Source organism: Enterococcus casseliflavus (assembly GCF_029215545.1).
Lineage (GTDB): Bacteria > Bacillota > Bacilli > Lactobacillales > Enterococcaceae > Enterococcus_D > Enterococcus_D casseliflavus.
Genome location: NZ_CP119393.1, coordinates 2,573,856 through 2,595,251 on the forward strand (window position 1 = coordinate 2,573,856; position 21,396 = coordinate 2,595,251).

Genomic DNA, 21,396 nt, shown 5'->3' on the forward strand with positions numbered 1-21,396 from the left:
TCCTTACAGTGCGCCTTTTTCCGTTAATACTGGGATGATTTTTTCTTCGATTTCTGGTTTGGAAACGATGTTGCGTAAATAAATGATTGCGGTTGTCGGGTCCAAGGCAAACTTTTCAAATTGCGTTCGGAAATTCTCTGCTGTAATGATGATGTCTGGTTTCATTGATACCGCTGATGAGATATCGACATGATCCAATTTCGCCTCCACTCCTAATTTCGTTAAGACATCTTCTGTTGACATCTGAGCCGCAAAGCTGCTGCCAAGACCTGCACCGCATACGAATAAGATCGATAATTTGTTCATGATTTTTTCCCCTTTTCTTGTTTTTTATGAAAATAGCAATGATTGAAACGCTTCAATCGTAGAGCAAGCCAGCAACTGCGTGACTTTTTCTTCATCATTGATCAGTTCGATCAATTCCTTCATGATGGCAAGATGAGAGTAGGAGTCCACCGCAGCCAAGCAAAAAATGATTTTGACGGGGTCCATTTCTGGGTTCCCAAATGCGACTGGTGGCGCCAAGGTGAGGACACTCACACCCAACTGCTGGGCGCCATCTTCTGGTCGTGCATGCGCCAGCGCCAAATGTTTGCCAATGACGATATAAGGACCGTATTCCTCCACCGCCGCAACCATTGCCTCGATATAGCGTTTTTCGATGATCTGTTCTTTTACTAGCGGCTGCGCAGAGCGTTCAATGGCTTCTTCCCAATTTTGAACAGGAACGTTTAATTGAATATGATTAGCGGATAAAACATCTTTTAACATTGGCTGAATCTCCCTTGCATTAATGGCTAATTGATTTTGTTCAAACAAGTGTGTCAATTTGCGATAGGCGGCAGCATCGACTGTCCCGCCGCTTTCTTCAATCACTGTAAGCAACTGATTGAAGAACAGCGTGGCATTTTTTTGGTCAAAGGCGATCCGCTTGAATTGTTCATTGTTGTTTAAGAAACGGCGGATCACTTGGTGATTTTCTTCATTGATGATCGGTGGGATCAGTAATACCGGCTTTTCTCGATAATCGATCTCATAGGTTGAAAAAACCAGATCCACATCGAATTTCGTAATCAAATTGACTTCTTGTGAATTCAAGACTGCCGCAACTTCTACTTCTGGAAACTTCTCCTTGAGGCTGGCTGCCAGCAGATTGCCGGTTGCCATTCCATGGTTACAGACGACGACCGCCTTATAGCTCGTAATGAGCTCGTGGTTCAATGAACTTAGGGCTGTAGAAAAATGGATCACGAGAAATGTCAGTTCATCTTCTGAAAGTGGTTGCCCGACGATCTCTTCGATCGTGGGGGCGAAGCCCTTGACGGCTTGGTAGATTTGTCCATAATTTTTGCGAACAGTCTCTTTGATCGGATTGGGTACTTGAATGCCGCTCTTGGCTCGAACGATCAGCGCGGCCATATGTTTATACAATCCCTCTAACAGCTCTTCTTCCTTTTTACTAAAAGGGATCTTGGTTTGGCATTCCACAAATTGAATCAGCTGCAGCGACAAAAGTTGCGCATGCGCCCATTCGATGGAATTGGACAAATCTTTAAAGTTCAGTGACTCAATGATGAAAGAAAGATAGTTGACTTCGATTTCTGGTGGCTGGATCGAAAAGGTTTCAGCGATCGCCTGGATATAGGCTGACCCTTGGAGCTGATTGCTGGAAGTAGACCAGTTCATGCGAGTGATAAATTCCTTCATTCTGATACGCATCAGCCAAATGGCGGTAAACAATAAGATTTGGCTACTGTACAACTCATTTTGATTTGGCGGCAACACTGCTTGCATCACTAGCTGGATCTGTTTGATTTCTTTTTGCGGCAAATAGCGATAAAGCAATTTCGTAAAGACTAGATCTGGGGTCTGTTTATCAAGTGGCAGCCTACCGATCCGCTGATTGATGATGTCAAAAATCATCGTCCGAATCGCTCGTTCCGATCCATTCAACCGCAGTCCTTTTTTTCCTAGGCTGATGATCTCAATGCCATATTTATTGATGTCCGCCCGCAAACGGCGCATGTCTTCATCCATGCTGCTTTTTGATATCTGGTACGCTTCTTCTTTTTTATTCAACACCAGGATCTCTTTTGAAAATGTCAGATGCAGCAGCAGATCAAAACGACGCTCTTCACGGGTCATATATTCCGACTGTTGTGCGTGTAATGCCTGCCAAACGATGGCTTGCTGTTTCGAGGTCAGTTTCAAAAGGATGCCCTTTCCTCGAAGGGTTTGGATCGGTCCGATGTGTAAGTCAGCAAGAAACGAGTTGATCTCATTCAAATCATTGCGGATCGTCCGCCCACTGGCTGCGGTCTCTTCTGCCAGTTGCTCGATGGATAGTGGATAATCAGTCACCAACAGGCGATGCAAAACATCTACGATTCGTTTTTTCACAACTTTCTCTCCTTCTCTGATTTGAGTATATGATTTCGCTTACAACAAAAAAAGTAGATGTTTCTGCCACTTTAGTTTGCAAAAATGTAAACGCTTCTATTTCAAAATAGGAACCTTTGCTCGATTATTTCATATTTCCCTTATTTTTCCTATCCGATGGAGATAACGTTTAGATAGAGGATCAAAGGCAAAAAAAGCAAGAGCTGCTGCTCTTGCTTATCGATGATGGTGCATTCTATTGTGTTTGATCCGTCGTGTCTTCTGGTTTACTTCCCAGCGCTTGCTCCATTTGCTTTACTGCCCAATCCATTAGAAAGATCAACAGCATTGCCAGCACGCTGCCGATCAATGCCCCTGAAAAACGCAATGGGATCAATTTCAGTGGCGTAAAACTAGTACCGATGGTCATTAACAGCAGAACTTGCGGGTTGGTAAAAAAATTAGCAACGGTATAATTGACTGGCATAAAAAACTCCGTCAATATGTTTAGAATGATCAAGACCACTGCGATCGCTTCAAGAGGCATATGCAAGGACATCAATAAGAAACCCAGCAGCAGCCCCACGATTCCTCCCAGTACCCTGCCGATCGTGCGATTTTTGATTTTTTCCATATGTTCTCCTGCCAAGACGGCAGCAGCAGAAATCAAGATCCAATAGCCGTTGCTGTCCCGCAACAGATAGGCAATGTAGGTCGCAATGAACAATATCAAAGAAAAGTGCAGCGCCTTGATGACCATTTCTGGTTGCTGAGATAATGCTAGCGAATATTTCTCGTGCAAGCTCAGTTGTTGAAAGGCCGTTTTTTCTTCTTTCAACGGCAGCTGTTCAGCCAACGAAATCACCAGTCCAGCAAGCAGCGAGCCTGCGATGCCATAAAGCAAATAGGAACTGTGGTGCAAAATCTCTCCAAGGTGCGCTGCGTGAAAATTAAAGCCGGTGGCATAAAGCATCAACACGAAGAAATAATCGGGCTTGGGGATCCGCATCACTTTTGACAACAAAAACGCAGAAAACGATAACGCACCGATGATAAAAGGCGCGCTCCAAGGAATCAGTGCTGTCCCAGCACCTAAAATAAATGCCAGCAGCAGCGCAGCGCCGTGGGTCAAAATGGCGCGCAGATTATAAAAAAGAGACCGATGTTGAAAAGCCAAGTAGGAAAAAGCCCCCATCGCCCCCACAGAACTTATCAAAGGGTCCTGAACGAGGATCCCTATAAACAAAGGAACCGCCATCGCAAACCCTGATCCTAACGGACGCAAGACTTTTCGTTTGTCTTTCATGCAATTCCTCCTATCAAAAAATATGTACGATGATACAGCCGTTTTATAAGCAACGTCCTAAACTAGTATACGAAGCAAAAGATGAATATGCAAATTTTTTTCAGAAACTTTGTGAAATCCTCGCAACGATGTCCTTGATCAATTCAATCGCTCATAGAAAACCGTTCATTCATGAAAAAGCAGCAAAAAGAGAAGCATTCGCTTGGCAACTGATTGCAAGCGAATGCTTCTAGCGATTCCTTTTCTCCCTTTAGACAACCCTTATTTCACTGAAGCACTGGTGACCGCATCTGCTGCAGGTGCGTCATGAGTACTGGCACTAGTGACAGCATCGGTCGGTTCTTGGTGCACAGAAGCACTGGAAATGGCATCTTCATTGCCGACAAGTTTTTGTCCGGTTTGTTGCAAATACCATTCGATGATTGGCTTGAAATCAAGGATGTATTCGTTGATTCCCACATATTCGCCGTTTTCATCGTGCATCGCTTGATAATTGTGGACGATGTATTTTTCTGGCACCTGTTTCGGCACATGGACCCGAACCGCGTCGGTCGCTCCACTGCGCAGCTGTTGGATCACCCACTCAACATTTTTGAAGGATTTTTCAGGATGGCATTTTGCTAATGGATTGCCGACTTGTCCTGGCACACGTGCTGCCAGCATATTTTGAGCTTCTTCCCGCAGATTGTAATACAAGAATTGGTTGTTGCTATCGGCAAATGTCAATTCCATCGGCATCGAATCTAAGAAGTAATTGATCTGATCGACTGTCAGCAAGCCGCGATTTAGTTTGACGTAGGTATTGCCAGAAACGGCACCGACTGCTTCAGCGGCTTTTTCCAGCCATTGATCATCATACATATCCACTCCTTCCACGGTGGTTGCGATTTTCCCTGTGGCGTAGAGGTCTTCGGGCGGCAATTGTTTAGGACCCGCTAAGGCAGAAACGACTTTGATAAATTGCAAGAAGCTGTTGATCGTCGCATCTAAAAAAGCAACCGTTCGGGCATCGATCAAATCACCGGCTTCATCGAAAGCTTCTTTGGCTTTGCCCAACAAAAACTCATTCCCTGGCATCACTAAAGCATTGACTCCCGGTGCGTCCAAAATTTGGCGCAGATGTAGCTGGGCCCTTGAAGTTCCTTGATCATAGTAAGAGGCACCCACGATCATTACTGGTTTGTTTTCCAGAGGATGGATCTTGAATGAAAGCCATTCTAGCAAGCTTTTCAGTCCTGCCGTCACGGTATGGTTGTGCTCTGGTGTAGCAATGATCACACCGTCTGCCATCAATAATTGCCGATTCAAACGCTGGATGGCTGGGCTTTGGGTTTGATCTTCCTCTTGATTAAAGAGAGGAAAGTCTTTGATCTCTACAAGTTCTAACGTGAATTCCTTTTTGTATTGCTTTTTGATAAAGTTCAGCAGCTGACGATTGGTGGAGACTTCAGCGGCTGATCCGACGATTCCGATCAATTTCATTGTCTTTACGCTCCTATCTTTTGCGATTAGATGGTTTCCCATGAAAATTCAGTAGCTTCTTTTTGATTGGCGGCATGGGCGTGCTGCAACTGGCTGGTAATTTTTACAAATAAAAGAAATTCGTTGAACAGTCCTTGCAGTTTTTGGGTCTGCTCTTCATCGATCAAGTTGCCTTGCTCGTCAAACGCTTGCAGCGAATGACCTAAGAGAAATTCAGAGCTAGGCATGATCCGTGCTTTTAACTCTGGAGAATCCAGAATCTGTCTTAGATGGGCTTGGGCACGAGAAGAACCTAACGTCCCATAAGAAGCACCAGTGATCATCACTGGCTTGTCAACAAACGGGAAAATTCCATAGGACAACCAGTTCAGGGCATTGATCAACGCTGCGGGTACGGCATGATCGTATTCTGGTGTGCTGATGATCACACCGTCTGCTGCCGTGATTTTTTCGGCAAGCTGGGTTACTTGTACGGGCAACTCCTTTGATTCTGGTTTGTTGAACATTGGAAGATCTTTGATCTCGACTAGTTCGATCTCTGCCTCATTGGCAAACATTTTTTTCATAAACTGCAACAACGTGCGATTGGTGGAACGAGTGGCATTGGTTCCCACGAATCCGATAAATTTCATCCTGTCTCTTCCTTTCTGGTTGGGCTATCTTAAAAGTCTTGCCTGAATGCCTTTAGAGGCGATGACTTCATTTTCTTTGGTTACGATGATCCCTTCGATTTCTGGCTGCTGCTGAATCTCTTGTAAAACAACTGGAATGGGCTTGCCAAACAAGCGCGAAGTCCAGATTTCCCCCAGTAACGATGTCGCTGCAACGATCGTGATGCTCAAATACCCACATTCGATGGGAAAGCCACTCTGAGGATCAATCAAATGATGATACGTTCCTTCAGCGGTGGTCAAGACCCGCTCATAGATCCCCGAAGTGACGACGGTTTGGTCCTTGATTGGCAGAATGCCCAAGGTGTCTGCCCGACCGCCTTTGGGATCTCGGATCCCGATCCGCCAATGCCCGTCCGAATGATTTGGTGCAGCGCCGAAACAGACAATATTTCCGCCTAAGTTGATCAATCCATACGCTGCTCCACGGGCTTGGCAAAGGGTGCGTAACTTATCAGCGATGTAGCCTTTTGCTAATGCTCCGAGGTCGATCCTCATTCCAGCTTTTTTCAAAAAAACCTTGCCTGCTGCCAATTGGATCTGTTGCGGGTCTGTTAGCGCAAGCAATTCTTTGACCTGCGTCTTTGATACGATGCGGGCATCTTCAAACCCGATGCGCCATGCTTGGACCAGTGGTCCGATGGCAATATTCAGCTGACTGTGGGGAGCACAGCTATGATGTTTGCCGATTTCGATCAGCTGGTACAATTCTGGATCAAGCACAAGCCCCTTTTGTCCTGCCAACTGATTCAGCTGATTCAATTCCGATCGCGGATCATTGGCACTAAAGCGATGGTCGTATCCTTTCAGCTGGGTCTCCAGCTCGTCCAGTACACTTTCTGGTTTTGTATGAGCGACTTTTAACTCAATGGACGTGCCCATCCGCTGAATCGTGCGAGTGGCTTCTCTCACTGCTGCCTTCATAAAATCCCTTCTCCTCAAAACGATGCATCTCAAATTATGTTAGTTTTTTCACAATTAAAGAATACTCCCGATATATTTTTTTGTCAACACGATTATATATTTTTTTATATAAAAGGAATTCAAAAAAGCAGTCCCTTCGTCGAAAGGACTGCTAGTTATCAAGCATTTGAGCAACAAAACTTTTTTGTCGAAAATATATTTTTAATTGATCGTTTCCTCGATCGATTTTAAATGCGCCAGTAATTTTACGTTTTTATTGATTTTGGCATATGCTCGTGCATCGTGTAACATTTCCAAAATTGTTTCTTTCGGCTGTTGTTCGTGAATGGCATTTTCGGTCAGTTGGGCTGCTGCGCGAGCCAAGTAGTAGGTCAAGTGATTGTCGGAACAAATCGCCAACACATAATTCAATAAGGTATCACTAGTTTCCAAATCATCGACTTTGGCATAAAAGACGCCGCAATGGAAGACGATGTTCAACACCCGCCACGTGTCTTCGATCGTTTTGATCGGATAGGTATAAATTTTCTCAAAGACCTTCGTCACATAAAACTCAGCCTTTGCCCATTCTTCTTCTCTGGCATACACCAAACCGATCCCAGTATACGCTAAGAGATCAAACAATTCCTCCGCCGTTTCATTCATCAATAACTGATCGAATTGAAACAAGACATCGGTAATCGCAGCTTCATTAAAAATCATTTCAAAGCCTTTTAAATAATCATATTGCGCTTTTAATGCTGGTTCATCGATCAGCTTCACTTCGATTTGACTTAACAATGCAGCCAACTGTTCATACTCGCTCGTGATCAAGTAGAATTCGGCTTTTGCCAATTCTTCTTTGATTTTGGTCGTTGCGACATTCATGGAAGAAAACAAGTCGACCAATGGCAAGCCGATCCGATTACACAATTTGATCAAAATTTTGAGGGACGGTGCCTGACCGTTGTTTTCAAATTTACTCAAAGTGGCTTGCGTACAGATTCCTTCCGAAAGTTCTTGTTGCGAGAAGCCCGCCTGTTTCCTCGCTTCAATAAATCGTTCAACATTCATCGCCTTGCTCCCTCCCATTGTCGATAAGACACTTGTTTTTTTCGTAAGCCGTCCTCAACTGCTGGGTCAGCTTGTCACAGATGCTGCGTTTTTCTTAGAAAAATCACCTTTTGCGATGGCTTTGTCCGTACAATAGTGGCCTTTGCCATGGGTCTGACGGACTTCCGCCAGTTTTTCTTGGATCATCTCGAGGATCACCATGAGGTTGTCTTCATTGGCAACAAAGTCCAATTGATCCCCATCAATTTGCATTTTCGGACAAACGTCAAAGTTTTCATACCATTCATCGTACCGCTGATTCAACTCTTTGTAATAGTCGTACAATGTCGGATCGTTGGCAATTTGTTCATAGGAACGACCACGCTTGTTGATCCGTTCAATCATTGTATCCAAGGAAACCTTGATATGAACCATTAGATCTGGATGTTTCAATGGCGCTGACTCTTCCAATTCCCGCAACATCGTGTTCAACAGGTTATCGTATTGTTCGACTTCCATCGGTGCGATTCGACCTAGATCCGCATTTAGATGAAACATCAAACTATCCTCATAGATGGAGCGGTCAATGACATTGTCATCATTGGACAAAGCTTCCCGCATCCCTAAAAAGCTTTTGTTTAAGAAAAAAATCTGCAATAAAAAGGCGTATCGTTCTGGATTGGAATAAAACAATGGCAGAACATCGTTGTCCTCCACGTTTTCATAGAAAGGCTTCGACGCCATTTCCTTCGATAAAAAATCAGTCAAACTGCTTTTTCCTGCCCCGATCGTTCCTGCGATTAATAACACATTCATCATCCTTTATTAAATATAGTCACCGACAAAGGCTCGGTGCGCCATCGCTTCAAAATCATACGCTGTTCGTGCCGCCAGATCAGTCAAATACGCTTGCACCGACTCCGTCAACATCAGATTGACCGCCGCGGCTTTTTCCTGAAAAGCGATCACTGGTTTATTTCGTACGTGTGCTGCGCCGATTTCAAAGGCTGTTCCCGGATCGGCGATCCCTTCATGGTCATCCAAAACGGCAACGACGACGTCGGCTCGTGTCAATTTTAGCATGTCTTTTTCGAAAATTTCTCTTGCCCGTTCTGGTGTATTGGGTTCAGATGAACCTTCTAGATACAAACGCGGCGAATAGACCGCCAAGGGCTGCGGGTTTTCAGCTAAAATGCGTTCTACTTGTTTAAGTCGGTCGACTTGTTCGTTTGAAAAAAACGGTCCCGCTAAATAGACATGCTTCATCCTGCCAAGCACTCCATTCCTGACCCCTTCGCAGCCAATCGTCGGATCAACGACTCAACGTCAGATAGGAAAAAGAGCGTATCAGACAGTTCAGCCCAAGCAAAGCTGGAAGCTTCAAACATTTTTAGCAGCGGCTTTAGCCCATCATTTAAGCCTTGGGTCATCAACACACCGATCGGCTTGCCTGACAATGGCCCAAGAGTCGTAAAAGAGCATACTGATGACAACTCCTCTAGTGTACCAAATCCACCAGGTAATACAAGGTAGGCATCGCTCATTTCCAGCAATTGTTGCGTTTGTTCCTCCCTCGTATCCGTATAGAACTCAGTATAGGTGCTTGATCCAGTGACGATTGGCGGCAAATCTTCTGCAAAAGAACCTGATGGATAGATCCCCGTCACTGCGCCTTCTTTTTCAAAGACCCCTTTCACGATCTCCCTCATCAAGCCAGCCAAAGGGCCGCAATACACCAACTCGATGTGATTTTTTGCCAAGGCGTTGCCGATGGCACGAGCGGTCTTTGCCAACTTTTTCTCATTTTCTAAACGGGTCCCGCAACATACAGTTACTCTCAAAAACAACAGCTCCTTCTTCACTACATCTGCTATTTTACACAATCTCTTAAAAAAGTAAATACTACATATTGTGTTCCATTCTAAAAAAATCCGTTATATTCACCATATATTGTATATAGCCGTTAACGTCTTTTCGCTTTTTCTTAAACGTTACAAACCTTGAAAATAGCAGAAAAGAAAAAGTAGAATCAGCTTTCATCGATTGCCTCAGCCCTCTTTCATCCCACATAAAAAAACACGATGCAGCTAGGCTCGTGTTTTTTTATCCATCACTTTTTTTCTCTTGTCCAAGCAAAATTTAGCAAAAACCTGTATAAAAAAATTATTTTTCGTCGGTGGCTGCTTTTAGCTTTTTCAAATCCTCTTGCTCGACAAAAAAGGTCACTTCTCCTGTTTCTAAATCGACAGATGCTTTGACTTCAACTCCTCGTGGGAAAAACTTGCTGGCATCAGTCTCGATTTTCAAACGCATCGTTCCGTCTTTCAATCCAGCACCATAGGTCATCGTACGAAAGTTCTTTTTCATTCCTGCTCGCTCCTTTTTTAATAGCTCATCGACACTGCACCCATAAAGGGTACTCAGTTTCAATAAATTCAAACTGTCTGGTACCGTCTTGCCGGTTTCCCAATTTGAGATCGATGTACGGGTCACTAAAATTTTTGTCGCTACTTCTTCTTGGCTCATTTGCTGTGTGACTCGATGGTTCTTTAATGCTTCCCCAATCGTCATCTTGGCCTCCTTCTTCTACCTTAACGCAGACCTGCTGTGGTTTCTGCTCAAATCCATTGATATTACGGCATTGTCAAACAGTTTTGACAGGATTTTCTTAAACGAACTCTCCGTGATAGCGGTTTTCTTTCTATCATAGATGAAAAAAGAACAAATGACTAGAAAATGATCTTCTTATTTTTGGGGAAACATTTAGTGAACGACTACATCTCTCATGACAGAATTTTTCCGATCTACTTCTTGCCCTTCAACGTGAAGGGGTAAAAAGCAGCATCTGCTCTAGTATACGGAATGAATGATCCCCTCATTTCTCTAAGCAAAGAAGATCCACCAAAGTACAGGGGCGCTATCGGTTGCTTCATCATCGATGGCTGCTTGCAGATAAAAAAACAGCTGCAGATTTTCTCTGCAGCTGCTGTCTCTATTTTCTTCCTTTTTCCGATTACTGAGAAACATTGGGGCGGCTCAGTCCATCTCTGGGACAAAGCTTAATTCCCAATGGATAATGCCAGTATAGCTTGTTGCTTGCGGCGTAGCGTTAATAGGAACTTCCAGCATCACGCTTTGATCCATTGTTTCTCCATCACCAAAGCGTTGGACCCATGTCCCGCTGCCTTGTCCCTCTTCTGCTTTTGCCAAGATTTGTCTGCCTGCATTTAATTCACGGCTTTCCCAGTAGGTTGGGGCACTGGAGGTATTCGAACTTGTAGTTGCCATACGAATGTTATTGAGTAAGAGCTGGACTCCCCGCAGCTGATGGCCTTCCTCACTGACAAACCCTGCTTCATCTAGCCGTGCGCTCATTGTCCAGCCGGTGGACTCCTCACGCCGATCCGAGATTTGAACATAATTTGGGCGTTCTCCCCCTGCCGGATCATCCTCTGCATTCCGCAGCTTTTGCGGCAGTGCTGGATAATAGGCTTGACTCGAACGAATCGGCACATACCCGAAATCAAATTGCGAGATAAAGTCGATACTGATCAACCCTTGGTTTTCAGGAAGAGTCGGGCGATTATCCGGATCAACATCTACATCAGGGTTCAGAGGATCTCGAGGATCGATACCTTCAACGATGACGGAGGTTTCATCTCGTCGTCCATTTAAAAATGCCGTCGCCGTTACAACTTCTTGCCCACGGAAATAGTCAAAGTCGTCAAATTGGGAGAGATCAAATTCAAAAAAGCCATCTTCTTCGGCAATGACATGGAAACTTTCTGTTTCGCCCTCAGCATTTACAACAGTATCTAAGGTTGGTTGTGGTAAACTCAGATCCCTACTGAAACGAACGTAAGCGCCGGGACTGGTTTCTCCCGTGATCGTATAGGAATTGCGTTGAGAACGATCATTGGTCAAAGGATCAAGCGCGATCTCGACAGGAGGAATATTCTCAAATAAGAGACGTTGCGCTCTTGGCGTAAAGTTCGCTCTAGCATGTTGTGCTATATTGGGATCTAATGCGCTAACCGAAGTATCGTTGCTTGGTATTCCTGTTGCGCCTATATTACTATTTAAACTCAAAATAGGCCTCCAATCAAAGCTAGGTTCCTCGTTTGTATTTCCAGGTATCCATTGCTTAATCGACTGATTACTTACATTTAATCTTGCATTTTGAATCAAATGTGCCGTACTTGAGGTAATTGACCTAGTCCTTTGTAAATTTACCTTTTTAGCATCATTAATATTAAATTCTGATGTACTATTATTAAAGTAAATTAATCTCTGATTAACGTTCGTACTATCAGATTGGATATCCAAGGTGGCATCTTTCCCCACATTAATTTTGCTATTTCTCGATAACCAAAAGCGAATAACATCATTATTTGTAGTGCCTTGATTTATCGCATCAACTCTAAAAGTACTACGTTCTCCAAGATTTATGCTAGTTCCTCCACGTAAAGAAACCAAATTTTGATTTCCCAATAAATCATTATTATTAACAGTACGTCCTGCAGAATAGACATTGATAGTACTATCTTCTATTAGATTTATTTCTGAATCATGACTATGCATGGCGATAGCAGCAGCATTATCCCGAGGATTTAAATTCAGCGCTGATCTCTTTCCAACACTGATGATATCTGGGACAATGGAGTTCCGGAAATGTAAATTTACTCCATCCACTTCCCCACCAGTTCCATTAGCAGTCAAGGTCATGGTTACATCGTCTCCAATAGTTAGTACTGAGTTGTGATTATAGAAATCGATATTTCCCGCATTTATCGTTGACAATTCAACAGTGGCTCCATCTTCAACAAGCATCTTATTGATTTCAAAGTTAGCTTGAGCAGTATTATCAATTCCCCATTCTCCCCTCCCTAAGCCTGCATCATAAGAAGCCACTTGATGAGACAAAACTTTGCCTGATAAAATGGCTGTAGTATTTAATGAATGTAATAACTGATTTCCTACACTATTTACATTGTGATAACGAATTCTAGATTGAGCTTGATGAGAACCATCTAAATTCGTAAAATTTATAGGTCCATACCAATTCCCATGATAGATTTCAATATTTTGCAATGTAATATCCCATGGTGTTTCAGTATTAACAGTGGAATCGTGAAATCCTACAGCCACTGCTCGAAAATCAATTTTACGACCGTTTCCTTCGATAATTAGCGTACGTGAAATTCTTGGAGCATTGATCCAAATATATGCCGTCCCTCCATTGGGATTAGTTGTAGCACTAAAACCATCAATACCAGTTAATCCTTCGGAGGGGTTATTAGAAGATTCAAAGCTAGTTGTCAAATTAATGTGATTAATATTTGGATTAATAATAGCGTGCATAAACTCTTGCCAATTAGAGACATCACGCTTAGACTCCTCCGAATCTTCTAGCAGGTAAAGATTCCCCGGATCATCGGTATCATAGGAAAGCGCTCCGTCTTTTTGCTCTGTTTGGTCAGGGGCGGTTATTTCTTGCTGCTCTTCATTCTCGGGTTCTTCTTCCTCTCGATTGCTTACTTTGCTTTCTTCCTGACTATCCTCACCTTCCTTTGGTGAACCTTGGATTTCTACTGCCAACCGTTCTTCTCCTACCATGACTTCGTAGGTTCCTTCTTCTTCAAAGGCTAGGGGCAAAAGCCAATTGCTCTGAGGTGTTTCGCTAAGCAGCTGCCACTGGTCGGATTCCACCTGTTCAATCGTCATTCCTTCAGGAAACAAGGAGGACTCAATCACTGTCTCTGGCGGTAGAACCACCGCCACTTCGGTTACTGGCTGATGTGCCATGATTTCGACGGGGATTTTCTCCCCTAAATATCCTTGCTTGTTGCTCGTTAAAAATTGAAAATCAACGTCTTTTAAACCAGCCCTTTCTTCCACTAGAGAACGTTCATCCTCTTCTCGTTCTTGCTCCTGCAGCGCATACAATGGCGCAATAAAAGTATCACGTAAGAAGGGAAAACTCAACGGAATACTCACTAGCCCAATCACTAGGAGCAGAAATTTTAGCGGCTTCTTTTTCATTTTGTTGATCTCCTCCTTTCTTTGTATAGGTACTATGATTGTGACGATTGGTTAAATACTGCTCACAATAACTAGGAAAAACAGCCAACGAAATATGCAAAGCCAATGCAGTTTTTGCTTCTTTTCTTCTCTTAAACTGAGCAATGCGTTTCTTATGTACAGCTTCCAGAGATCCCAACCTAAACGCTTTTGAAAAATCTGATTTTAGAAGTGAAAAACAAGTGCCTACTCCTCTTTTCCTACCGAGAAAAACCTACACTCCTTGATTGTCTCTTTAAGTATAAGGGACAGCTCCACAGATCAAAAATCAGGATATTCATCAGTCAAGGAAATCCTTGCATGGGGGCATTCCCAACTTCTAGATCAGGAGGGTTCATTGAATCGAAAACGTCCTACTGTCGGTTTCAGAAAAACAAAGCGTATACCGTTCGACCTGGTTGCTCCTATACGAAAACACATCCGTCAAAAAGCAGTCAGACTGCCTTTGACGGATGTGTTCTTTCAGTGATTCACTTTTTATGTGACACCACCCATAGGGGTGAAAAATCGCTTAGCGGTGGATCGTCACTTCTTTTTTGACTTCCACAGTGATGCGGCCATTTTTGATGACCACCAAACGTTCAGGAATGTCAATCAGCACATCGGCTTTTCTCTGGGTATCTAAAAGAATCAAATCTGCGCGGTTGCCAACAGCGATCCCATAGTCTTTGATATTTAATGCTTTTGCGGTATTGGTCGTAATCATTGGCAAGACTGTCGGCAAGTCATCGGCGCCGCCTAAGTGTGCCACTGGCACAGCCAGCATAGCGATTTGGATCAAATCCCCATTGCCATAGGGCGTAAAGGCGTTTCGGATATTGTTGCTGCCTAAGCAAATATTCACACCGGCATCACGTAATTTGCGAATCGGTGTCACGGCACGACGAACGTTGTAGGCATCGTTTCTAGCACCTAAATGCAAGTCGGTCGCAGGCAACGGCATCACATTGATTTGGGCTTTGACCATCAAATCGATAACTTCTGCCAGCTGATCCGGTTCCATGGCGTGCAGTGCAGTCAAATGTCCTACAGATACCCGACCTTGGTAGCCTTCTGCGATGGTTTTTTCACACAGGTAGACGATCGATGTATCGTCTGCTTCGTCAGCAAAATCCTGATGCAAGTCAATGTCTTTGTCAAATTGTTTGGCGATCTCAAAGATCAAGTCGATGTGTTCATTGGCTGGCGCATCATTGTAAGGAATGCCGCCAACGACATCGGCGCCTTTTTCCATCGCTTCGATCATCATTTTATCCGTCCCTGGGGCTTTAAAAATCCCTTCTTGCGGAAAGGCAACGACCTGAATATCGATCAAGTCGCGGTATTCTTCTTTTAAGCGCATGATGGTGTCAAACCCAGTGAAGCCTTGTGCTGGATCAAATTCGGCATGGGTGCGCACAGCAGTCGTGCCGTGCAGGATCAGCATTTCTAATGCGCGTTTCGCCCGATCATAAATGTCTTCTTCGGTAAAGGTCGGTTTCAGCTTTGCCGTAACTTGGATCGCTTCTTGCAATGTTCCTGAATTATTGGGCTCACGATCGGCGATCAAGGCTTTGTCTAAGTGGATATGGCTTTCGATCAATCCAGGGATCACCACTTTGCCTTTCGCCTCAATCGTTGTTGCTGCTGATTCTTCAATGTTGGGTGCAACTGCGGTGATTTTTCCTTCTGAAATTGCAATGTCTACTAATTTTGCATCGTCTTCAAGACGTGCTTGCTTGATCAATAAATCCATGTTTTCCTCCTATCCATCAGCCAAACACTAAGCCGATGACTAATAATAATACGGCTGCTAAACTCAACCACTTCACGTTTCCTTTGACTACATCCAGAATCGGAATTTGGAAACCAGAAGATAAAGCTTGCATCGTAATGTTGACAAAACTCATTTGACTGCCGAGGCCAACCCCCATCGTTACAAAGCCAAGAGCTAAGACTGGGAAGCCTAATGAAACGGCAACTGGTAGCACTAATGTTAAAACGGAGCCGACATAGGCACCTGCGGGAATCCCAATCAAGACACCCGTCAAGATCGCCACGGGAACGACGATCGCTGCGGGGGCATTTTGTGCCGCACCTGCTATAACAGCAAACGTCCCAGTTTCAGCGATCACGTTGATGAAGGCTAAAAAGATCCCCACTTGGAACAAGCGGGTCAAAATATACGTGGATCCGTCCACCATCGCTTCCACCGATTGATTCATGGAAAAGTCGGTACAAACAAAAATCAACGCTAACGTGACCACCATATAAACTAGCGGTGTAAAGAGGACAAAGCCGATCAGGTCATTGATCAACGGGCCAAAGATGACCGCAAAAAGCAAGAAGATCGCAGGCAGTGTCGTTTTGAATAACTCGCCATTGCTTTTGTTTTCGTACTCTTGGTTGGCTGATTCTTTGAAGCCCAGATGACGACGCTTGGTCCCGAAGAATGCCAATAAAATCGCCAAACCAACGAATAACAACCAAAATGGGCGCATTTGATCGACATAAGAAGCGACACTAAAACCGCCTAGTTCAGACACGATACTAGATTCCAAAGAGGCAGGAGAAGTCGTAAAGGAGACCGCTGCCGCTAACGACATCGCTGCGATCAATTCGGGTACCACCCCAACTGCCGCAAATGCTAACGGTGCGATCACCATCGCACTCCCGCCGCCGATTCCAGACATATAAGTCGCTGCTGCCAATAAGATGACAATAAAACCAGCCACATATTCCACTTTTCCTTTGGTTCCTCTTTTGGCTAAGGTTAAGGCTGCCGTATAACTGCCCGCTTTGAAGACCGCCATCGCTACAGCGGAATTGATGATTGGCACCGTAATACTCAACATCGTCGGAATAGCTTCCAACAGTTGCGAATTGGCTTCAGCTAAACTGATCCCGCCAATAATCATCGCCAATATCCCAGCAATCAAGCCAGCAATGATCATATCTACTTTTTTAAAGAGCAAAACCAGCACTAACACTAATGGAATCAGTACTAGAAATGCTTTGACTCCTGTTGGTGCGACGATCTCATTGATCGCTTCTGCCGCAAACACTGTTCTTTCTGAAAAGATAAAAAGAATGAGAGCCATAAACAGTGAGACGAACGTTCCCTTTTTTTTCATCACATTTCTCCTAACTTATATGAACCTTCATATAATAAATGTTGTGTTGCTATGGGGTGTTGCCGATTGATTTTTCCGCTGATTTTTCTCTGGTGTTTCCCACCTTCTTTCCTCGAAGAAAGGAATCAAGCAAAAGACACCTGCTTTTTCGACCTTTTTCGCCACTTTTTCTTTCTCTATTATAATTCTTGTTGTTAACGCTTTCTTTGGACATTATTCTAAAATAAATCTACGTTTTTTATCCAATTGGCTAAACGCGCAGAAAAAAGCGCGGCTTGTGGAGAAAAGAGCCTTAATTTGATTCTTTTCCCCTTTTCTTGGAGCCCCGCTTTTTTTAGTGATCTTCTGTTTATGATCGTTTTTTTCCTCGGTTTGTCCAGCGTTTCAACCGATAAAAAAGCATCAGTTGTTTGCGCGCTCGCTTGATCCGCTGGTAGCGCTTTGGCTGTTTCTTGTAAAATGCTTGATGGTAGTTTTCCGCTGGCCAAAACTGCGTGGCCTTGCGGATCTCGGTCACGATGGGTTGCTGATAATAACCAGATTGGGCTAGTTCCTTTTTGGCTCGTTGCGCAAGCACTTCCTGTTCAGCAGTCGTATAGAAAATGATTGGGCGATAAAAATTGCCGCGATCTTGAAATTGTCCGAAAGCATCTGTCGGGTCTGTCACTTGCCAATACAACTGCAACAAGTCCTGATAGGTGATGATTTCGGGATCAAAAACGATCTCTACCGCTTCGACATGCCCTGTTGTTCCGCTTAGTACTTGATCATACGTCGGATTCGGGACTGTTCCCCCGGTATACCCCGACAAGACGGAAAGAATGCCCGGCTGGTCTTCAAAAGGCTCTACCATACACCAAAAGCAGCCGCCAGCAAAAATAGCCACTTCTTGTGCTTTTTCACCTGTTTCGTTCGGCTCCACGGAAACTTCTACTGGTTGGACTTTGCTTGTTTCTTCATTCCTTGCCTTTTTCGGTGCTGACTGGCTGATTGTTTGATAAAACTCTGCGACATTCGGGGTCAGATTGTTTCTCAGTGCCAAAGGACGCAACGACGCTTCTAGTTTTTCCAAAACCCGCTTGGTCTGTTGGTCTTCAAGGCTATTTGACGATTCCTTTTCGTGTTTGCCTGCTTTTTGTTTGGTCGCCAGCTGGGTTTCCAGTGTATTTTTTGCTTGCACCAGTTGTTCTCGTTCCCACTGTCTCGTGCCAGGATGCAAGATCAAATTATAGATTTCTGACAGCCACGCCATCGTTGTTTGCTTCATCACCATTGCCCCTTTGCCTCATAAAGGAGCGACTCTCGCTCCTTGTTTGGTTGCACTGTACCATAGTTTCGCCGATTCGCCCAATTTGATGCCCAAAAAACGTTCGAGAGAAATCCTCGAACGTTTTTGGCTTTTGTATGGGTTGATTCTTATGCATCCTCTGAGGGATCAGCTCAGTATCATTGGTGGGTACGCAACTGGGCATTCATTTTTTTTAGAAACATTGAAGCGGAATGAGATAGGATTGCCTATCTCAAAGAGTGATCAAGAACCACTCAATGCAAATGAACCTTTGCCTTTGTTAGTAAATACGCAATTTTTCTACAATCCGTTTAAATAGTCATCGGTTTTCATCACTGTGGAGAAGGTTTCCAACGCCGATAAAAACGCTCGTTGAGCAGCTTCCGCAGGAATTTCGTGCGCTTCAAATGTTAATGCTTTCGTTGCCGTAGCATCAGAAATCAGTATGGGCTGATAACCGAGTTCTTTACTAGCTCTTGTGGTTGAGTCGATGCACATATGCGTCATCATCCCAGTGATGATAACTTGTTGAACACCTAAAGAGTCTAACGTCTCTTTTAAATTTGTTTCAATGAAGGAGTTAGGAAAGTGCTTTTCGATAATAATAGAAGAATGCGTTGTTTTTAACTGTTCATGCAGCAGTACACCTTTGGTTCCTCGTTCAAAAAAATCAGCTGCTTCTTGATCGTTGATGTGTTGGATATAGATGATCGGGAGTTGCTTTTCGATAAAAGACGCTTCTAGTTTATTTATGTTTGCAAGCGCCTGTTCAGGGGAATGAAGGGCCATTCTTCCTTCTTTAAAATAGTCATTTTGGACATCAATAATTACTAAAGCTTTTTTCATAGAATCACCATTTCTTTTCTTATTTGTTATAATCCAGTATAAATACATATGACCTTACAACAAAGCGTCTCTTGAAAAAGATAAAGTCAATTCACTTTCATTATGAAAGGAGGAACCCTTATGGACATCATCGATGAACAAATCCTAGCTATCCTGAAACACAACAGCAAATTATCGAACAAAGAAATCGGCGAAATGGTCCACCTGACGGGACAAGCCGTGGGCAATCGGATCTTGAAATTGCAAGATGAGGGAATCATTCAGCGATTTAGTATTGTAGTAAACTACCCAAGTACGCAATACATCCGGTTTTTTATGGATTCAAATCGCTATACAGCTTTTGAAGCCTTCGTGAATCAATACAAAGAAATTGAGGTCTTTCATAAAGTTTCAGGTCAAGCTTGTTATCTCTTGGTCAGTCATTTTACAGATGTAACCTTCCCTTTATTTATAGAGAGTCTCTCAAAATGGGGCAGGTATAGTGTAGAAACCTTTGTGGCTGACAAACTCAATCATGGGGATGATTGATGTGCTTGCTAAAGGGTTGTTGAATAAAGCTTTCACTGGAGCGGTGAGAGGGATAAGAAAAAGGGGCAAAACGATTTGAGTTTTTTTCCTTTTAAATGAATTGTTCGAAATTCATTGTCCTAATTATATTAATTAAACTTGAGAAAGCAAAAAGCGAATCAAGTGTGGATTCGCTTTTTGCTTTCATCTAGGATAATAAAAAATATTGATAATTTTTGCGAGAACTTATTTAACACTTGTACCTTGAGTGTTAACATATCCAATCCATGTATTTGTATTATCATATAAGGAATAGAAGGTCTTTCCATTTCCTAATGTATATTTTACTTTAGCAGTGTAACTATTACCATACAACTGACCTGCTTCGAATTTTTTACTAGTCCAATAAAAATTGTTCCACATAGGATAGTTTTTGCTAGTAATCTGTACTCCTATGTTAATATTTTCAGTTCTTAAATCTTCAGTAGCATCAGAATTAATATAACCTATCCATGTGTCGCCTTGATATATAGAATAAAATATCTTTCCATTTGACAGAGTATATTTATATTTTGCTTTATAGACCAGACCACTCGAATATTTTTCTGTACTTCCTAATTTACTCGTCCAATATAGGTTTCCCCAAATCGGATAATTCCTCGTCGCACTGACAAATTTATCAATATTTTCAGCCTTCAAATCAATAACCGCTTCAGCATTGATATAACCAAACCATTGATCACCACGATAGAGAGAATAAAACTTTTTACCATTTGTTAAAGTATAACTAACAGATGTATAGTACACTGGATTATCGGCGAAATCAGAAGTATCGCCTAGTTTACTAGTCCAATAGAGATTTCCCCATCTTGGAAAATTTTTAGTTGCCATAATATTTTTATTCTCGCTTGTAGCGGTTAATTCTTCAACAGCTACAGTATTAGTAAATCCTACAAAGGAATCTCCACGATATAGTTCATAAAACGTTCTACCATCACTAAAAGAGATTTGATTTTTCGCATAATAAACTAAACCATCTTGAAAATTAGAAGTATTTCCATTTTGAGAAGTAAATTCTAAGTTGTTCCATATTGGATAATTACTGACCGCCATAACCGTTTTTCCATAAGGCACTGTTTGGTATTCTGATAGATCCATCCGGATGGCAAATGATGGATAGAAACTGTCCCAGATTGGAGATAATTCAACCGTTCTTCCAAAAGTTGGAGCATGAATATACTGATTATTTCCAATATAAATGGCAGTATGACTCGTTTTCCCTCTACTTCCCCAAAAAAGTAAGTCACCTGGTTTAGCCTCAGAGATAGGAATTTGCTTTCCAGCATACTCTTGCTCCCACGTCAATTTTCCGACATCTTTTCCTGTAACTTGATTAAAAACATAATAAACTAAGCCAGAACAATCAAATTTGTCAGGTCCCAATCTATCAGGATTTGTTTGAGTATATGGTTTACCTATATGTTTTTTTGCTTCTGCTACAATTTGCTCTCTTTGACTCAGATTACCGCCTGATAATGAACGAGATACGACCTCTCTTGTTAGTTGATTATTTTGAGAATTAATTTCATTGATGAATTCTACATATTCTTCATATGTCATAACTGAACTACGATTATCCTTTGAATAGTCTTCAAAAGTCACCTGCCCATCGTCAAACTCATCTGCTTGTACAGATTGTAATGTGAAATTATGAACAAAAAAACAACCAATTCCTAATAATAAAATACCCCATACACGTTTTTTCAC

At 42.9% G+C, this 21,396-nt stretch carries 19 protein-coding genes; 1 reads left to right on the forward strand and 18 read right to left on the reverse strand.

Features of this window, described 5'->3' with window-relative positions; all coding sequences use genetic code 11:
* Positions 1-3: 3 nt before the first annotated feature.
* The 17 genes from P0G38_RS12365 to P0G38_RS12445 all read right to left on the reverse strand — a co-directional run bounded on the left by P0G38_RS12365 (position 4) and on the right by P0G38_RS12445 (position 19,122).
* A complete protein-coding gene (locus P0G38_RS12365; RefSeq protein WP_015509266.1) occupies positions 4-306 on the reverse strand; it encodes a PTS sugar transporter subunit IIB in 303 nt (100 codons plus the stop codon).
* Positions 307-330: 24 nt separating this feature from the next.
* Positions 331-2,400: a BglG family transcription antiterminator gene (locus P0G38_RS12370; RefSeq protein ID WP_275851484.1), complete on the reverse strand. Its 2,070-nt coding sequence runs from the start codon at positions 2,398-2,400 to the stop codon at positions 331-333.
* Positions 2,401-2,635: 235 nt separating this feature from the next.
* Positions 2,636-3,685 carry an FUSC family protein gene (locus P0G38_RS12375; RefSeq protein WP_275851487.1) on the reverse strand — a complete coding sequence of 350 codons (1,050 nt, stop codon included), beginning with the start codon at positions 3,683-3,685 and terminating at the stop codon, positions 2,636-2,638.
* A 261-nt stretch (positions 3,686-3,946) separates the two neighbouring features.
* Positions 3,947-5,167 (reverse strand): NAD(P)H-dependent oxidoreductase, encoded by a 1,221-nt coding sequence (locus P0G38_RS12380; protein ID WP_275851490.1) that lies wholly within the window; start codon positions 5,165-5,167, stop codon positions 3,947-3,949.
* A gap of 26 nt (positions 5,168-5,193) precedes the next feature.
* Positions 5,194-5,799: an NADPH-dependent FMN reductase gene (locus P0G38_RS12385; protein WP_275851493.1), complete on the reverse strand. Its 606-nt coding sequence runs from the start codon at positions 5,797-5,799 to the stop codon at positions 5,194-5,196.
* 24 nt (positions 5,800-5,823) lie between these two features.
* Positions 5,824-6,762: an FAD:protein FMN transferase gene (locus P0G38_RS12390; RefSeq protein ID WP_086291990.1), complete on the reverse strand. Its 939-nt coding sequence runs from the start codon at positions 6,760-6,762 to the stop codon at positions 5,824-5,826.
* A 201-nt stretch (positions 6,763-6,963) separates the two neighbouring features.
* Positions 6,964-7,815, reverse strand: a complete 852-nt coding sequence (locus P0G38_RS12395; protein ID WP_275851498.1) for a helix-turn-helix domain-containing protein — start codon at positions 7,813-7,815, stop codon at positions 6,964-6,966.
* A gap of 66 nt (positions 7,816-7,881) precedes the next feature.
* Positions 7,882-8,604 (reverse strand): deoxynucleoside kinase, encoded by a 723-nt coding sequence (locus P0G38_RS12400; protein WP_005225447.1) that lies wholly within the window; start codon positions 8,602-8,604, stop codon positions 7,882-7,884.
* 15 nt (positions 8,605-8,619) lie between these two features.
* Positions 8,620-9,060, reverse strand: coding sequence for a nucleoside 2-deoxyribosyltransferase (locus tag P0G38_RS12405; RefSeq protein WP_074534965.1), 441 nt, complete (start codon positions 9,058-9,060; stop codon positions 8,620-8,622).
* Positions 9,057-9,635: an LOG family protein gene (locus tag P0G38_RS12410; RefSeq protein ID WP_074534964.1), complete on the reverse strand. Its 579-nt coding sequence runs from the start codon at positions 9,633-9,635 to the stop codon at positions 9,057-9,059. The genes P0G38_RS12405 and P0G38_RS12410 overlap by 4 nt, the downstream gene beginning before the upstream one ends.
* Positions 9,636-9,957: 322 nt before the next feature.
* The gene (locus P0G38_RS12415) at positions 9,958-10,365 is read right to left on the reverse strand and encodes a helix-turn-helix domain-containing protein (protein ID WP_115232065.1); all 408 of its coding nucleotides are present in this window, start codon (positions 10,363-10,365) and stop codon (positions 9,958-9,960) included.
* 312 nt (positions 10,366-10,677) lie between these two features.
* The gene (locus tag P0G38_RS12420; RefSeq protein WP_275851508.1) at positions 10,678-10,821 is read right to left on the reverse strand and encodes a hypothetical protein; all 144 of its coding nucleotides are present in this window, start codon (positions 10,819-10,821) and stop codon (positions 10,678-10,680) included.
* Positions 10,822-10,830: 9 nt separating this feature from the next.
* Positions 10,831-13,836 (reverse strand): WxL domain-containing protein, encoded by a 3,006-nt coding sequence (locus P0G38_RS12425; RefSeq protein ID WP_275851511.1) that lies wholly within the window; start codon positions 13,834-13,836, stop codon positions 10,831-10,833.
* Positions 13,837-14,386: 550 nt separating this feature from the next.
* Positions 14,387-15,610, reverse strand: a complete 1,224-nt coding sequence (locus P0G38_RS12430; RefSeq protein ID WP_275851514.1) for an amidohydrolase family protein — start codon at positions 15,608-15,610, stop codon at positions 14,387-14,389.
* Between the two features lie 16 nt (positions 15,611-15,626).
* Positions 15,627-16,988 carry a hypothetical protein gene (locus P0G38_RS12435; RefSeq protein WP_005225442.1) on the reverse strand — a complete coding sequence of 454 codons (1,362 nt, stop codon included), beginning with the start codon at positions 16,986-16,988 and terminating at the stop codon, positions 15,627-15,629.
* Between the two features lie 349 nt (positions 16,989-17,337).
* Entirely contained in the window at positions 17,338-18,261 is a 924-nt protein-coding gene (gene msrA, locus P0G38_RS12440; RefSeq protein ID WP_275851521.1) for a peptide-methionine (S)-S-oxide reductase MsrA, read from the reverse strand.
* 315 nt (positions 18,262-18,576) lie between these two features.
* Positions 18,577-19,122: a cysteine hydrolase family protein gene (locus tag P0G38_RS12445; RefSeq protein ID WP_275851524.1), complete on the reverse strand. Its 546-nt coding sequence runs from the start codon at positions 19,120-19,122 to the stop codon at positions 18,577-18,579.
* A 120-nt stretch (positions 19,123-19,242) separates the two neighbouring features.
* On the opposite strand from P0G38_RS12445, the gene P0G38_RS12450 reads away from it, so the two are divergent.
* Complete coding sequence (locus P0G38_RS12450) at positions 19,243-19,650, forward strand: Lrp/AsnC family transcriptional regulator (RefSeq protein ID WP_370447890.1); 408 nt, start codon at positions 19,243-19,245, stop codon at positions 19,648-19,650.
* Positions 19,651-19,875: 225 nt separating this feature from the next.
* Here the strand turns inward: P0G38_RS12450 and P0G38_RS12455 are convergent, their stop codons facing one another.
* On the reverse strand, positions 19,876-21,396 hold the full coding sequence (locus tag P0G38_RS12455; RefSeq protein WP_275851529.1) for a C40 family peptidase: 1,521 nt from the start codon (positions 21,394-21,396) through the stop codon (positions 19,876-19,878).

Excerpts from the sequence above, each read along its gene's own strand:
- P0G38_RS12395 (WP_275851498.1), bottom strand. The coding sequence starts at position 7,815 with ATGAATGTTGAACGATTTATTGAAGCGAGGAAACAGGCGGGCTTCTCG.
- msrA (WP_275851521.1), bottom strand. The coding sequence starts at position 18,261 with ATGGTGATGAAGCAAACAACGATGGCGTGGCTGTCAGAAATCTATAAT.
- P0G38_RS12445 (WP_275851524.1), bottom strand. The coding sequence starts at position 19,122 with ATGAAAAAAGCTTTAGTAATTATTGATGTCCAAAATGACTATTTTAAA.
- P0G38_RS12385 (WP_275851493.1), bottom strand. The coding sequence starts at position 5,799 with ATGAAATTTATCGGATTCGTGGGAACCAATGCCACTCGTTCCACCAAT.
- P0G38_RS12450 (WP_370447890.1), top strand. The coding sequence starts at position 19,243 with ATGGACATCATCGATGAACAAATCCTAGCTATCCTGAAACACAACAGC.
- P0G38_RS12420 (WP_275851508.1), bottom strand. The coding sequence starts at position 10,821 with ATGTTTCTCAGTAATCGGAAAAAGGAAGAAAATAGAGACAGCAGCTGC.
- P0G38_RS12405 (WP_074534965.1), bottom strand. The coding sequence starts at position 9,060 with ATGAAGCATGTCTATTTAGCGGGACCGTTTTTTTCAAACGAACAAGTC.
- P0G38_RS12365 (WP_015509266.1), bottom strand. The coding sequence starts at position 306 with ATGAACAAATTATCGATCTTATTCGTATGCGGTGCAGGTCTTGGCAGC.
- P0G38_RS12430 (WP_275851514.1), bottom strand. The coding sequence starts at position 15,610 with ATGGATTTATTGATCAAGCAAGCACGTCTTGAAGACGATGCAAAATTA.
- P0G38_RS12390 (WP_086291990.1), bottom strand. The coding sequence starts at position 6,762 with ATGAAGGCAGCAGTGAGAGAAGCCACTCGCACGATTCAGCGGATGGGC.
- P0G38_RS12435 (WP_005225442.1), bottom strand. The coding sequence starts at position 16,988 with ATGAAAAAAAAGGGAACGTTCGTCTCACTGTTTATGGCTCTCATTCTT.
- P0G38_RS12380 (WP_275851490.1), bottom strand. The coding sequence starts at position 5,167 with ATGAAATTGATCGGAATCGTCGGATCAGCCGCTGAAGTCTCCACCAAT.
- P0G38_RS12425 (WP_275851511.1), bottom strand. The coding sequence starts at position 13,836 with ATGAAAAAGAAGCCGCTAAAATTTCTGCTCCTAGTGATTGGGCTAGTG.
- P0G38_RS12375 (WP_275851487.1), bottom strand. The coding sequence starts at position 3,685 with ATGAAAGACAAACGAAAAGTCTTGCGTCCGTTAGGATCAGGGTTTGCG.
- P0G38_RS12415 (WP_115232065.1), bottom strand. The coding sequence starts at position 10,365 with ATGACGATTGGGGAAGCATTAAAGAACCATCGAGTCACACAGCAAATG.